Annotated in this window: 10 protein-coding genes and 2 pseudogenes; 3 read left to right on the plus strand and 9 right to left on the minus strand. The window is 68.5% G+C overall.

Features of this window, described 5'->3' with window-relative positions:
• Positions 1-7: 7 nt before the first annotated feature.
• From rapZ to AC3ENQ_RS12660, 4 genes are all read right to left on the minus strand, one after another.
• Positions 8-883 carry an RNase adapter RapZ gene (gene rapZ / locus AC3ENQ_RS12645; RefSeq protein WP_431805098.1) on the minus strand — a complete coding sequence of 292 codons (876 nt, stop codon included), beginning with the start codon at positions 881-883 and terminating at the stop codon, positions 8-10.
• 51 nt (positions 884-934) lie between these two features.
• The gene (gene uvrC / locus AC3ENQ_RS12650) at positions 935-2,875 is read right to left on the minus strand and encodes an excinuclease ABC subunit UvrC (RefSeq protein WP_431805099.1); all 1,941 of its coding nucleotides are present in this window, start codon (positions 2,873-2,875) and stop codon (positions 935-937) included.
• 1 nt (position 2,876) lies between these two features.
• On the minus strand, positions 2,877-5,759 hold the full coding sequence (gene uvrA, locus AC3ENQ_RS12655; RefSeq protein WP_431805100.1) for an excinuclease ABC subunit UvrA: 2,883 nt from the start codon (positions 5,757-5,759) through the stop codon (positions 2,877-2,879).
• A 93-nt stretch (positions 5,760-5,852) separates the two neighbouring features.
• Positions 5,853-6,272 carry a MarR family winged helix-turn-helix transcriptional regulator gene (locus tag AC3ENQ_RS12660; protein WP_431805114.1) on the minus strand — a complete coding sequence of 140 codons (420 nt, stop codon included), beginning with the start codon at positions 6,270-6,272 and terminating at the stop codon, positions 5,853-5,855.
• Positions 6,273-6,382: 110 nt separating this feature from the next.
• On the opposite strand from AC3ENQ_RS12660, the gene AC3ENQ_RS12665 reads away from it, so the two are divergent.
• The gene (locus AC3ENQ_RS12665) at positions 6,383-6,619 is read left to right on the plus strand and encodes a hypothetical protein (RefSeq protein WP_431805101.1); all 237 of its coding nucleotides are present in this window, start codon (positions 6,383-6,385) and stop codon (positions 6,617-6,619) included.
• A gap of 45 nt (positions 6,620-6,664) precedes the next feature.
• On the opposite strand, the gene uvrB is transcribed toward AC3ENQ_RS12665, so the two are convergent.
• From uvrB to AC3ENQ_RS12690, 5 genes and pseudogenes are all read right to left on the minus strand, one after another.
• A complete protein-coding gene (gene uvrB, locus AC3ENQ_RS12670; protein ID WP_431805102.1) occupies positions 6,665-8,746 on the minus strand; it encodes an excinuclease ABC subunit UvrB in 2,082 nt (693 codons plus the stop codon).
• A gap of 273 nt (positions 8,747-9,019) precedes the next feature.
• The gene (coaE, locus tag AC3ENQ_RS12675; protein ID WP_431805103.1) at positions 9,020-9,613 is read right to left on the minus strand and encodes a dephospho-CoA kinase; all 594 of its coding nucleotides are present in this window, start codon (positions 9,611-9,613) and stop codon (positions 9,020-9,022) included.
• Between the two features lie 72 nt (positions 9,614-9,685).
• A complete protein-coding gene (gene rpsA / locus AC3ENQ_RS12680; protein ID WP_431805104.1) occupies positions 9,686-11,134 on the minus strand; it encodes a 30S ribosomal protein S1 in 1,449 nt (482 codons plus the stop codon).
• Between the two features lie 183 nt (positions 11,135-11,317).
• Positions 11,318-12,340 carry a cation diffusion facilitator family transporter gene (locus AC3ENQ_RS12685; RefSeq protein WP_431805105.1) on the minus strand — a complete coding sequence of 341 codons (1,023 nt, stop codon included), beginning with the start codon at positions 12,338-12,340 and terminating at the stop codon, positions 11,318-11,320.
• Between the two features lie 41 nt (positions 12,341-12,381).
• Positions 12,382-12,906 (minus strand): annotated as a pseudogene (locus tag AC3ENQ_RS12690) (YchJ family protein).
• On the opposite strand from AC3ENQ_RS12690, the gene AC3ENQ_RS12695 reads away from it, so the two are divergent.
• Together AC3ENQ_RS12695 and AC3ENQ_RS12700 are read left to right on the plus strand one after the other, a co-directional pair.
• Positions 12,905-13,432: a hypothetical protein gene (locus AC3ENQ_RS12695; protein ID WP_431805106.1), complete on the plus strand. Its 528-nt coding sequence runs from the start codon at positions 12,905-12,907 to the stop codon at positions 13,430-13,432. The pseudogene AC3ENQ_RS12690 and the gene AC3ENQ_RS12695 sit on opposite strands and share 2 nt — an antisense overlap.
• Positions 13,420-13,964: pseudogene (locus AC3ENQ_RS12700) on the plus strand (hypothetical protein); the annotation flags it as partial. The gene AC3ENQ_RS12695 and the pseudogene AC3ENQ_RS12700, both read left to right, overlap by 13 nt.

Genomic DNA, 13,964 nt, shown 5'->3' on the forward strand with positions numbered 1-13,964 from the left:
GTCCAGCCTACTCGCGTCCGAGGTCGCGATGCTTCACGCGCACGGCCACTCCGGGCACGTCGGCGAGGCGTGAGGCGAGCTCGATCGCGGTGACGACGGAGCGATGCTTGCCGCCCGTGCAGCCGACGGCGACGACGGAGTGACGCTTGTTCTCGCGCTGGTAGCCCTCGAGCACGGGGTGCAGTGCGAGGGCGTAGGCGTCGATGAAGGCGAGCGCTCCCGGCTGTGACAGCACGAAATCGCGGACGGGCTCGTCTTCGCCCGTCAGCCCTCGGAGCTCCGGAATCCAGTACGGGTTCGGCAGGAAACGCATGTCGGCGACGAGGTCGACGTCGGTCGGAAGGCCGTACTTGAAGCCGAAGCTCATCACCGTGACGGTGTGCCGGGCGGTGCCCTCGTCGCTGAAGAGCTCGACGATGCGGGTCGCGAGCTGGTGGATGTTGAGCGTGCTGGTGTCGACGATGACGTCGGCGTTCTCGCGGATGGCGGTAACGCGCTCCCGTTCGCGGTGGATGCCGTCGAGGATCGTCCCGTCGCCCTGCAGCGGATGGGGTCGGCGCACCGACTCGAACCGACGGACGAGCACCTCGTCGGACGCGTCGAGGAAGAGGACGCGCAGCTGGCTGCGGTCGCGCAGCGAACTGGCGATCGCGGGCAGCTCCGCGAACAGGTCGCGCCCGCGCACGTCGACGACGGCGGCGATCTTCGGCAACGCGGCGCCCGCCATCTCGGTGAGGTCGAGGAGGGGGCGCAGCATCTGCGGCGGCAGATTGTCGACGACGTACCAGTCGAGGTCTTCGAGGGCATTGGCCGCCGTGGTGCGGCCGGCACCGGACATGCCGGTGACGATCAGGATCTCACCGGGCGATCGGTCCTCGCTCACGTGTCCTCCCCAGGCTCCGCCCCCAGCCTACCGATTCGGGATCGCGACGGCTCACACGCGGGCTTCGCTGCCGGCGAGCGTGCGTTCGATCGAGGCGGCGAGCTTCGGGCCGATGCCGGGAAGCTCCATGATCTCGTCGGCGCTCGCACGACGCAGCGCCGTGACGGACCCGAAGTGTTTCAGGAGCGCCTTGATCCGTGCGTCGCCGAGCCCCGGGACCTCGGCGAGCACCGTCGTGATGTCGCGGCCGCGCTTCTTGCGCTGGTGGGTGATGGCGAAGCGATGCGCCTCGTCGCGCAGCCGCTGCAACAGGTAGAGCGCCTCGGAGGTCCGCGGCAGGATGACGGGGTACTCCTCCCCCGGCAGCCAGATCTCCTCGAGGCGCTTCGCGATGCCGCACAGCGCGATCTCGGTGTGACCGGCATCCTCCAGCGCCCGCGCGGCGGCGGCGACCTGCGGCGCGCCGCCGTCGACGACCAGCAGCTGCGGACGGTATGCGAACCGCGGACGCTTCCGCTCGGTGACGACCGGTTCCTCGTCCGAGGCTGCTCCGACGTGCTCGACGGATGCCTGTGCCGCTGCATCCCGTTCGTCCGCCGCCTCGTCACGGTCGACGTGCGCGAGGCGGCGCGTCAGCACCTGGTACAGCGAGTCGGTGTCGTCCGTGGTCTCGGCGACCGAGAACGAGCGGTACTGGTCCTTGCGCGGCAGTCCGTCTTCGAAGACGACCATCGAGGCGACGACATTCGTGCCGGAGAGGTGCGACACGTCGTAGCACTCGATGCGCAGCGGCGCCTCGTCCATGCCGAGGGCGAGCTGCAGGTCGGTGAGTGCCTTCGTGCGGGCGGTGTAGTCGGAGGTCCGCCGCGTCTTGTGGAGCAGGAGCGCCTGCTGCGCGTTGAGCGTCGCGGTGCGTAGCAGGTCGGCCTTGCGTCCGCGCTGGGCGACCTGCACGCTGACACGCTTGCCGCGCCGCTCCTGCAGCCACTGCTCGAGTTCCGCCGCGTCGTCGGGCAGCGTCGGCACGAGGACCTGCCGCGGGATGTCGCCGGCGCTCGCGCCGCCGTAGGTCCGTTGGATGACCTGGTCGACGAGGTCGGCGCCCGAGATGTCGAGCTCCTTGTCGATCGTCGTCGCACGCACACCGCGTACGCGGCCCCCGCGGACGACGAAGTGCTGCACGGCCGCGGACAGCTCGTCTTCGGCGATGCCGAACAGGTCGGCATCCGTGTCGTCGGACAGCACGAGCGAGCTGCGGCTCAGCACGGCGTCGATCGCCTGCAGCCGGTCGCGGTAGACAGCCGCCGACTCGTAGTCCATGGCCGCGGATGCCTCACGCATGCGCGCCGTCAGCTCGCGCGTGAACCGGGCGTCGCCACCCGACATGAACGCGACGAAGTCGTCGACGATCGCCCGGTGCTCTTCGACGGTCACCTTCATCGAGCACGGCCCGCCACACCGACCGATCTGGCCGGGGAAGCAGGGCCGGCCGGTCGCCATCGCCTTCTTGTACGAGGCGTCCGAGCAGGTGCGGATCGGGAACACCTTGATCATGAGGTCGATCGTGTCGTGTACCGCCCAGATCTTCGGGTACGGCCCGAAGTAGCGGGCGCCCGGGATGCGGCGGTTGCGCGTGACGATGACGCGGGGCGCCTCGTCGGCGAGCGTGATCGCCATATAGGGGTACGACTTGTCGTCTTTGTAGCGGACGTTGAAGGGCGGAGAGAACTCCTGGATCCACATGTACTCGAGCTGCAGCGACTCCACGTCGCTCGCGACGACCGTCCATTCGACGGATGTCGCCGTGGTCACCATGCGGCGCGTGCGCTCGTGCAGCGTGTGCAGCGGCGCGAAGTAGTTGGACAACCGGGCGCGCAAGTTCTTCGCCTTGCCGACGTAGAGCACGCGCCCGTCGGCGTCGCGGAAGCGGTACACCCCGGGCTGAGTGGGGATCTCGCCCTTCTTCGGTTTGTAGGGCAGCGCCTCGGCCACGTCAGCCCGCCTTGCGCGCCGGTTCGACCGCCAGCACCTCCGCGAGGAACGCGCCGGTGTGGCTGCCTTCGACCTGCGCCACCTTTTCCGGCGTTCCGGTGGCCACGATCTGGCCGCCGCCCGATCCGCCCTCCGGGCCGAGGTCGATGATCCAGTCGGCCGACTTGATGACGTCGAGGTTGTGCTCGATGACGATGACCGTGTTCCCCTTGTCGACGAGTCCGCCGAGCACTTCGAGCAGGCGCGCGACATCCTCGAAGTGCAGGCCGGTCGTCGGCTCGTCGAGGACGTAGACGCTGCGCCCGTTCGAGCGGCGCTGCAGCTCGGTCGCAAGCTTGACGCGCTGCGCCTCACCGCCGGAGAGCGTCGTGGCGGACTGACCGAGGCGGACATAACCGAGGCCCACGTCGACGAGCGTCTTGAGGTAGCGGTGGATGGCCTGGATCGGCTCGAAGAACTCCGCCGCCTCGGAGATCGGCATCTCGAGCACCTCGGCGATGTTCTTGCCCTTGTAGTGGACGCTCAGCGTGTCGCGGTTGTACCGCTTGCCGTGGCAGACCTCGCAGTCGACGTAGACGTCGGGCAGGAAGTTCATCTCGATCTTGATCGTGCCGTCACCGGAGCACGCCTCGCAGCGCCCACCCTTGACGTTGAAGCTGAACCGGCCCGGCTGGTAGCCGCGCACCTTCGCCTCGGGCGTCTCGCTGAACAGCGTGCGGATGCGGTCGAACACGCCCGTGTACGTCGCCGGGTTGGAGCGCGGGGTGCGGCCGATGGGCGCCTGGTCGACATGCACGACCTTATCGAGGTTGTCGAGGCCCGTGACGCGCGTGTGCTTGCCGGCGACGCGGCGCGCCCCGTTGAGCTTCGTGGCGAGCACTTCGTACAGGATGCCGTTGACGAGCGTCGACTTGCCCGACCCGCTCACTCCCGTGACAGCGGTGAGGACGCCGAGGGGGAACTCCGCGGTGACGTTCCGGAGGTTGTTCTCGCGCGCGCCGACGACAGTGAGCATGCGCTTCTTGTCGATCTTGCGTCGCTTCGCGGGGGTCTCGATCGCGCGCCGACCGCTGAGGTACGCGCCCGTCAGCGAGCGGTCTTCCGTGAGCAGCGAGGCGAGCGGCCCGGAGTGGACGACCTCTCCCCCGTGCACGCCCGCGCGCGGACCGATGTCGACGATCCAGTCGGCGGCGTGGACGGTCTCCTCATCGTGCTCGACGACGATGAGCGTGTTCCCGAGATTCTTCAGGTGCACGAGCGTCTCGATGAGGCGGCGGTTGTCGCGCTGGTGCAGGCCGATGGACGGCTCGTCGAGGACGTACAGGACGCCGGTCAGCCCCGACCCGATCTGTGTCGCGAGACGGATGCGCTGGGCTTCGCCACCGGAAAGCGAGCCGGCGGATCGGCTGAGGCTCAGGTAGTTGAGGCCGACCTGGATGAGGAAGTCGAGGCGGGCGCGGATCTCGCGGAGCACCGCTGCCGCGATCTTCGCCTCGCGCTCGGTCAGTTCGAGCTCGTCGAAGTACGCCTGCGCGTCGCCGAGGCTCATGCGCGAGGCATCCGCGATCGACTGGCCGTGCACGAGCACGGCGAGCACCTCGGGCTTGAGGCGGTCGCCGCGGCAGACCGGGCACGGTACCTCGCGCAGGTACTCGGCCCAGCGCTGACGTTGCGAGTCGCTCTCGGCCTGGGTGTACTGGCGTTCGATGTAGGGGACGACGCCCTCGAAGCCCGACGAATAGCGCATCTCGCGGCCGTAGCGGTTCTTCCACTTGACCGTGACCTTGTAGTTCTCACCGCGGAGTACGGCATCCTGCACGTTCTCGGGCAGCTCTCGCCACGGGGTGTCGAGCGAGAAGTCGAGATCGTCGGCGAGACCGATGAGGAGCCGCTCGTAGTACTGGTACAGCCCCTTGCCCTGCGTCGTCCAGGGGATGATGACGCCCTCGTTGATGGAGAGCTCGTCGTCGCCGAGCATGAGCTCGACATCGACGGACATACGGGTGCCGAGTCCCGAGCAGGCGGGGCACGCACCGAACGGGGCGTTGAACGAGAACGTCCGCGGCTCGATCTCGGTGAGCTGCAGGGGGTGACCGTTCGGGCAGGCGAGCTTCTCGCTGAAGTTCTGCCACGCGTCGTCGCCCTCTTCATCGACGTAGTTCACCTGCATGATGCCGCCGGCGAGGCCGAGGGCCGTCTCGACCGAGTCGGTGATGCGGCCGAGGATGTCGGGGGCGGCGACGAGACGGTCGACGACCACGGCGATGTCGTGCTTGTAGCTCTTCTTGAGTGCGGGCGGCTCGGCCAGCTGGATGAGCTCGCCGTCGACGACCGCACGCGCATAACCCTTGGCCGACAGCTCCTTGAAGAGGTCGACGAACTCGCCCTTCTTCTGGGTGACGACGGGCGCGACGACCTGGTAGCGCGTCCGCTCGGGGAGCTCCATCAGCTGGTCGGCGATCTGCTGCACGGTCTGCCGCTGGATCTGCGCACCGCATTCGGGGCAGTGCGGCACGCCGATGCGCGCCCAGAGGAGGCGCATGTAGTCGTGGATCTCGGTGATCGTGCCGACCGTGGAGCGCGGGTTGCGGTTGGTCGACTTCTGATCGATCGAAACGGCAGGCGAGAGCCCCTCGATGAAGTCGACGTCGGGGCGGTCGACCTGGCCGAGGAACTGGCGCGCGTAGGCGCTCAGGGACTCGACGTAGCGGCGCTGTCCCTCGGCGAAGATCGTGTCGAACGCGAGGCTCGATTTGCCGGATCCGGACAGCCCCGTGAACACGACCATCGCGTCGCGCGGGATGTCGAGATCCACGTTCTTGAGGTTGTGGACGCGGGCTCCGCGGACGCTGAGCTTCGAGGAGGCGACGGGGACGATAGGCACCCCTCAAGTTTAGGCGGGGGCTCCGACACGGCGGCCCGGATGCGCTGAGGGCGAAGTGGGCACGGGCCGGGCGGGTGCCGTCGGCGCGCGCAGTCAGGCCGGTCGGCGGCCCGCGAATGGGGCGAGGCCGTCGCGGACGGCGACGATCTGCGCCTCGATCATCCCGGTGGCGGCCATCACCGCCGCGGGCACGTCGAGCGCACGTTCGCGCAGGGCCTCCCCCGCGCGGGTGAGCGCGAGGTCGAGCACCCGTTCGTCGCCGGCGCGGCGGGAGCGGGTGATGAGCCCCTGCGCCTCGAGGCGCTTGACGAGCGGCGACAGCGTCGCCGATTCCATGGCGAGGTCGTCGGCGAGTTCGCCGAGCGCCCGCGGCGCGCGCTCCCAGAGCGCGAGCATGACGAGGTACTGCGGGTGGGTGAGCCCCAGCGGCTCGAGGATCGGCCGGTAGATCGCGACGACGTTCCGGGCTGCCGTGACGAGCGCGAAGCAGAGCTGGTTGTCCAGGCGCAGCAGATCGTCGCGCGGGTCGGAGGTCGTGGCGGAGGTCGTGGCGGAGGTCGTGGCGGAGGTCGTGGCGGAGGTCACGGCATCCATTCTATGGATTCGTTAGTACACTAACGATCATGACGGACAAGGGTCGACAGCGACCGCCTCTGCGCGAGCGGGTGCGCGCGGCGGGCGGCTGGTACTCCTACTGGAACAGCCGGCTCATCAGAGTCGCCGGCCCCGCCTCGGTCGGCCCGTACGACACCGAGCCCGAACCGGTGCGCACCGAGCGTGCGTGCCCGCTGTGCGGTGCGGCGATGTCGCGCCACAGCGTCGATCGCTCAGGGCCGAAGCCCCTCCTGCACTGCCCGTGAGCAGCGGGCGGCCGTAAACCGGCCGCCGGGAGGCGGGTCGGGTGATCAGGCGTGCCCGGCCCGCTCCATCGCGCGCAGCTCCTTCTTGAGGTCCTGCACCTCGTCGCGCAGGCGCCCCGCGAGCTCGAACTTGAGCTCGGACGCCGCGGCGAGCATCTGCGCGGTGAGGTCTTCGATCGTCGCCTCGATCTGGTTCGCGCCCTCGGCGGCCAGTCCCTCACGCCGCAGCTGCGGCGTCGGCGACTTGCCCTTGCCGGACTTGTTCTTGGCCGTCGCCTTGCCGCTCAGCATGGCCTGCGTGTCGGAGGCCTCACGCGCGAGCGCGTCGGTGATGTCGGCGATCTTCTTGCGGAGCGGCTGCGGATCGATACCGTGCTCCGTGTTGTACGCGATCTGCTTCTCGCGGCGCCGGTCGGTCTCTTCGATCGCCGAGCGCATCGAGTCGGTCATGTTGTCGGCGTACATGTGCACCTCACCCGAGACGTTGCGGGCCGCGCGGCCGATCGTCTGGATGAGGGAGGTGCCGCTGCGGAGGAACCCCTCCTTGTCGGCATCGAGGATCGCGACGAGCGAGACCTCGGGCAAGTCGAGGCCCTCGCGCAGGAGGTTGATGCCGACGAGCACGTCGTAGACGCCCTGACGGAGCTCGGTGAGCAGCTCCACCCGGCGGAGCGTGTCGACGTCGGAGTGCAGATAGCGCACGCGGACGCCGTGCTCCCCGAGGAAGTCGGTCAGCTCCTCGGCCATCTTCTTGGTGAGAGTCGTCACGAGCACACGCTCGTCGCGGTCGACGCGCACGCGGATCTCCTCGAGGAGGTCGTCGATTTGCCCCTTCGAGGGCTTCACGATGATCTCCGGGTCGACGAGGCCGGTCGGGCGGATGATCTGCTCCACCACGCCGTCGGCGATCCCCATCTCGTAGCGTCCGGGAGTCGCCGAGAGGTACACGGTCTGCCCGACGCGCTCTTTGAATTCGTCGAAGCGCAGCGGGCGGTTGTCCATCGCGCTCGGCAGCCTGAACCCGTGGTCGACGAGGGTGCGCTTGCGGGAGGCATCCCCTTCGTACATCGCGCCGATCTGCGGAACGGTCACGTGCGACTCGTCGATGACGAGGAGGAAGTCGTCGGGGAAGAAGTCGAGGAGCGTGTGCGGCGGCTCACCGGGCTGGCGACCGTCGAGGTGACGCGAGTAGTTCTCGATGCCCGAGCAGAAGCCGAGCTGCTGCAGCATCTCGAGGTCGAATGTCGTGCGCATGCGGAGGCGCTGCGCCTCGAGGAGCTTGCCCTGGCCCTCGAGCTCCTTCAGCCGCTCGCCGAGTTCGTGTTCGATCGTGCCGATCGCGCGATGCACCGTGTCGGTGCCGGCGACATAGTGGGATGCCGGGAAGATCGGCACGCTGTCGAGGCGCTGCACGATGTCGCCCGTCAGCGGGTGCAGCATGTAGAGCGCCTCGATCTCGTCGCCGAACAGCTCGATGCGCACGGCGTACTCCTCGTACACCGGGATGATCTCGATCGTGTCGCCGCGGACACGGAAGTTGCCGCGCGAGAAGTCGACGTCGTTGCGGTTGTACTGCATCGCGATGAACTTGCGGATGAGGGCGTCGCGGTCGTACCGCTCCCCCACTTGCAGCGCGACCATCGCCCGCAGATACTCCTCCGGCGCGCCGAGGCCGTAGATGCACGACACGGTGCTCACCACGACGACGTCTCGGCGGCTGAGAAGCGAGTTCGTCGTCGAGTGGCGCAGCCGCTCGACCTCGGCGTTGATCGAGGAGTCCTTCTCGATGAAGGTGTCCGTCTGCGGGACGTACGCCTCGGGCTGGTAGTAGTCGTAATAGCTGACGAAGTACTCGATCGCGTTGTTCGGCATGAGCTCGCGGAACTCGTTCGCGAGCTGTGCGGCCAGCGTCTTGTTGTGCGCCATCACGAGCGTCGGCCGCTGCACCTGCTCGATGAGCCAGGCCGTCGTCGCCGACTTTCCGGTTCCCGTCGCGCCCAGGAGCACGACGTCGGTCTCACCCGCGTTGATGCGCGCGGCGAGGTCGGCGATCGCCTGCGGCTGGTCGCCGCTCGGGGCGTACTCGCTGACGACCTCGAAGGGTCGGACGGATCGCGTGGTCTGCATCCCTCCAGAGTAGGCGGGGCCACCGACACGGGGTCGGGTGTTCACCGTCGGCGCACTCGGGCGGGATGCCGAGGACGCTCAGATCTCGTCGTCGTCGCCGGACTCGAAATCGCCCATGGCGAAGTCGTCCCATTCGAACTCGGGGTCGGACCGCTGCGCTGCGTCAGGAAGGTGGGGCATGGTCGTCTCCGATCTCCGGATGGCGCTCAGGTCATGCCGACAGGCTACCGAGGCTGCGTGAACGCACCGTTGCGGCGCGGTGACACCTCCGTGTCAGCGCAGGCGTTCCCAGAGCGCGTCCGCCTGGGCGAGGGTCTCGTCCAGCGTGCCCGAGGTGTCGATGACGACGTCGGCGATCGCGCGGCGCTGCTCGTCGCTCACCTGTGAGGCGATGCGCGCGGCGGCATCCGCTTCGGTCAGCCCGCGGAGCGCCACCAGCCGCGCGGCGCGTTCGGATGTCGGGGCGTCCGCGACGACGATGAGGTCCCACGGGTCGTCGACACGCGCCTCGACGAGGAGCGGGACGTCGTAGACGACGACGGCGTCGGCATCCGCCGCGAGCGCCTCGGCGAACCGGCGCGCGGACTCTTCGCGGACGGCGGGATGCACGATTGCGTTCAGCCGCGCCAGCGCGGCGTCGTCGCCGAAGACGATCGCTCCGAGCGCGGCGCGATCGAGCGAGCCGGTGTCGCCGAGCAGATCGGCGCCGAACTCGGCGGCGATGGCGTCGAGGACGGGCGAGCCCGGCTGCTGCACGTCGCGGACGATCGCGTCGGCGTCGACGATGACCGCACCGTGATCGGCGAGGCGACGGGCGATGGTGGACTTTCCGGAGGCGATGCCGCCGGTGAGCGCGACGAGAGGCATGGATGCGAGCCTACCGACGCCGAACGGGGCCGGAACCCGAAGGCTCCGACCCCGTTCAGATGGATCAGCGGATCAGCGACCCGACAGCTTCTCGCGGAGCGCGGCCAGCGCCTCGTCGTCGGCGAGGGTGCCGCTCGACGCGCTGTCCGAGGAGAACGACGACGCGCCGGTCTCGACCGGGGCGGCAGCCTCGGCCTCGAGCGCCTTCGCGACGGCGACCTTGTGTGCCTCCCAGCGAGCCTGGGCGGCGGCGTACTCCTGCTCCCACTTCTCGCGCTGAGCGTCGAAGCCCTCGAGCCAGGCACCCGACTCGGCGTCGAAGCCCTCGGGGTACTTGTACTCGCCGTTCTCGTCGTACTCGGTCGTCATGCCGTACAGCGCCGGGTCGAACTCGGTGCCGTTGGGGTCGACCGACTCGTTGGCCTGCTTGAGCGACAGCGAGATGCGGCGACGCTCGAGGTCGATGTCGATGATCTTGACGAAGACCTCTTCGCCCACCGACACGACCTGCTCGGCGAGTTCGACGTGCTTGCCGGAGAGCTCCGAGATGTGCACGAGGCCCTCGATGCCGTCCGCGACGCGCACGAACGCACCGAACGGAACGAGCTTGGTGACCTTGCCCGGCGCGACCTGACCGATCGCGTGGGTGCGGGCGAAGACCTGCCACGGGTCCTCCTGCGTCGCCTTGAGCGACAGCGAGACGCGCTCGCGGTCGAGGTCGACCTCGAGGATCTCGACGGTGACCTCCTGGCCCACCTCGACGACCTCGGAGGCGTGCTCGATGTGCTTCCAGCTGAGCTCGGAGACGTGCACGAGGCCGTCCACGCCGCCGAGGTCGACGAACGCACCGAAGTTGACGATCGAGGAGACGACGCCCTTGCGGACCTGACCCTTGTGCAGGTTGTTGAGGAAAGTGGTGCGCGACTCGGACTGCGTCTGCTCGAGCAGGGCGCGGCGCGAGAGCACGACGTTGTTGCGGTTCTTGTCGAGCTCGAGGATCTTCGCCTCGATCTCCTGGCCGAGGTACGGCGTGAGGTCGCGGACGCGGCGCAGCTCGATCAGCGACGCGGGCAGGAAGCCGCGGAGGCCGATGTCGACGATGAGACCACCCTTGACGACCTCGATGACCTGACCGGTCACGACGCCGTCGTTCTCCTTGATCTTCTCCACGTCGCCCCACGCGCGCTCGTACTGCGCGCGCTTCTTGGAGAGGATGAGGCGGCCTTCCTTGTCCTCCTTCTGGAGAACGAGGGCTTCGACCTCGTCGCCGACCTGGACGACCTCGTTCGGGTCGACGTCGTGCTTGATGGAGAGCTCGCGCGAGGGGATGACGCCCTCGGTCTTGTATCCGACGTCGAGGAGGACCTCGTCGCGGTCGATCTTCACGACGGTGCCTTCGATGAGGTCTCCGTCGTTGAAGAACTTGAGGGTCTTCTCGACCGCGGCCAGGAAGTCTTCAGCAGATCCGATGTCGTTGATGGCGACCTGCTTGGTGGCCGGGGCGGTCGTTGCGGTAGTCATATAGTGGGTTGTCCTTGGGTGGTCGGGGTGTCGGGCCGAGTCCCGTCCGAACGCGCGAGGCGAACGGATGCACGGGGCTGCAGCGGTGGATTGTTCGTTCGATGTCGTGCACGCAGGCCGAAGCGGCCACACGCATGACATTTCATGATATCAGAGTCCGCCGGGCCTCTGCCGCGCGGAGGATCAGCCGACGAGCGGGTCCGCGGGGTGCGCGGGGTCGAGCGCCGGCGCCCCCGGCCGCGACAGCGTGAGCACCACCCAGGCGACGTTCTTGCTCGCGCCGATCTCGTCCTCGACGGCGTTGAGCGTCGCCGCGACCTCGTGCTCCGCGAAGTCGCCCATGAGATCGACGGCGGCGACGATCATCACCTTGCCAGGGCCCGAGTACTCGATGTGGAGGTAGGTGACCTGCGCCACGGACGGGTGGTCGAGGAGTCTCTGGAGCACGGCGGCGCGCAGCACGGGGTCGATCGACACCCCGACGAGGAACCGACGGTTCTGCCGGATGAGCACGATCGCGACGATGCCGAGCAGCACGCCGACGAGGATCGATCCGATCGCGTCCGGCACCGACGAGCCGGTGACCTGATGCAGCAGGATGCCGAGGAAAGCGATGACGAGACCGATCAGCGCCGCGGCATCCTCGAAGAACACCGCGCGTAGCGTCGGGTCGGACGTGCGCATCACGTGGTCCAGGACGTCGCGGTGCGATTCGGCGGCCTGGCGTCGCGACTGTCGGAGCGCCTGCAGGAACGATATTCCCTCGAGCACGAACGCGACCGCGAGCACGATGTAGGAGATCTCGAAGCGCTCCGCCGGCTCGGGATCGATCAGCTCCTGGATGCCGTGCATGATCGACACCCCGGCACCGACCGCGAACAGTCCGAACGCGGCGAACAGCGACCACACGTAGGCCTCGCGGCCGTAGCCGACGGGATGCGTCGGGTCGGCGGGCTTCACGCTGCGGCGCGCTGCGATGTAGAGGAACACCTCGTTCCCGGCATCCGCCCACGAGTGCGCCGCCTCGGCCACCATCGATGCCGCGCCGGTGAGGAGTGCCGCGACCGTCTTGGCGATCGCGATCAGCAGGTTCGCGCCGAGCGCGATGAGCACCGTGAGCATCGACTCCGGGGCGGCGTCCTCGGTGTCTTCGGTCTCGGAGGCGGAGGCGACGGCGGTGGACCGATCGGGACGGAGGGGCGACATATGCTCAAGCTACGCCCGCGCAGGCCCGGGATGCCGCAGTGTCAGCGATCTCCGTGGTCGAGGATGGCCCCGTCGAGGATGTCGCCGTCGAGGTAGAACCAGCGCCCGCCCGCGTGGCGGAAGCGGCTCCTCTCGTGGAGCGAGCCTCTCTCGCGGGTAGCGGTGTCGGTCCAGTGGGCGTCGAACTCCACGACACCGCGTCGGTCGCCCACGCCCCCGTTCTGCGTGTCGATGATCTCCAGCCGATCTCAACGCAGGGATGAGCCGGCGAGGTCGAGGTCGTCGGGCGCGGTCGCCGGATGCCACGTCGCCCGGAGGTGCGCCGCGTCGCCGAGCGAGAACGCAGTGAAGCGCGACCGCATGAGCTGTTCTGCGGTCGCCGCCGGCTCACCCGCGAGGAGCGGCCCGCAGCATTCCCCGAAGGCTCCGCCGCCGCACGGGCACGGGGCGTCGGCCGGAAGCGCGCGGCCGCGTTGCGCGGCGGCTCCGAAGGACATGGGACCAGCGTAGGCGTCTGTGGATAACCCCGGTCGATGTCGGATGCCTCTGGCTACGGTATGGACCATGCGACGACAGCACCGATGGGCGATGACGGGTGGAGCGCTGCTCCTCGCCGCGGCGCTGACCACCGCTTGCTCCCCCGAGCCTGCACCCACACCGACGCCGACGGGGTTCGCGTCCGAGGAGGAGGCGTTCGAGGCGGCGGAGGCGACCTATCGGGCTTATGTTGATGCCGCGAATCAGGTCGACCTCAGCGAGCCGGCGACTTTTGAACCGGTGTATGCAACGTTGTCCGGTGAGGCTCTCGATGCGGCAAAGACGAGCTTCACTCAGATGCACGCTGACGAATGGGTCGTGGACGGGCAAAGCGTCGTGAAGCAAATCGTCCCTGAGCGACTGGGGCAAGACAGCGTCAGACTATCCATCTGCGTGGATGTAGGGAGCGTAACGCTGGTGGACAGCACCGGGGCTTCGCAAGTTCAGGACCGGCCCCAGGAACAAGCGTTGGCTGCAATCGTCGACAACGATGATGGGAGCTGGTCCATCAGCTCCTTCTCTGGCCGAGACGGCGACCCAGAATGCAAACGTTAGTCGTCTCGGCCGCGTTGATCGTTCTCGGCCTGTCGCCCACGGTGGGGCTCCCCGCAACGAAACCTCCTTGCGCCGATGGGCTGGGGTGGTCTACCGACTGCCCGGCGGTCGCGAACGACGGCGCCGCCGTCGAGATCAGCGCGACGCGCCCCGGCGGTGGAGGCGATACGAACCGGGAAGATGGATTCGTTGATTCAGGCCAGGGCGGCCTCATCACAGACCCGTACGTCCCCTACGTCCCGCGCCCGGGAGACCCGGTCCCGGTCGAGTGCCCCGCGAACGACCCGAACCTCTGCGAAGAGTTCGTCGCACCGCCCACCGACCCCACCCCGGCGACCATCACCCCGACCCTGTCCGACGTCGCATCCTTCGCCCCCGCATCCCTCCCGCTCGTCGACGAACCGGACGGGGTCGGGATCGTCGGGATGCCCGTGAACTTCGTCGTCGACGCCGCAACGCACCAGCAGGACGGCACCCTCCTCGGCTCCCCCCTCACCGTCCGCTTCACCCCCACCGCGGTGATCTTCCACCG

The sequence above is a fragment of the Microbacterium sp. bgisy203 genome (assembly GCF_057706945.1).

Coding starts and splice junctions, on each gene's coding strand:
- coaE (WP_431805103.1), bottom strand. CDS start 9,613: ATGCCTCTCGTCGCGCTCACCGGCGGCATCGCCTCCGGAAAGTCCACC.
- AC3ENQ_RS12685 (WP_431805105.1), bottom strand. CDS start 12,340: ATGTCGCCCCTCCGTCCCGATCGGTCCACCGCCGTCGCCTCCGCCTCC.
- uvrB (WP_431805102.1), bottom strand. CDS start 8,746: ATGCAGACCACGCGATCCGTCCGACCCTTCGAGGTCGTCAGCGAGTAC.
- rpsA (WP_431805104.1), bottom strand. CDS start 11,134: ATGACTACCGCAACGACCGCCCCGGCCACCAAGCAGGTCGCCATCAAC.
- AC3ENQ_RS12665 (WP_431805101.1), top strand. CDS start 6,383: ATGACGGACAAGGGTCGACAGCGACCGCCTCTGCGCGAGCGGGTGCGC.
- AC3ENQ_RS12695 (WP_431805106.1), top strand. CDS start 12,905: ATGCGACGACAGCACCGATGGGCGATGACGGGTGGAGCGCTGCTCCTC.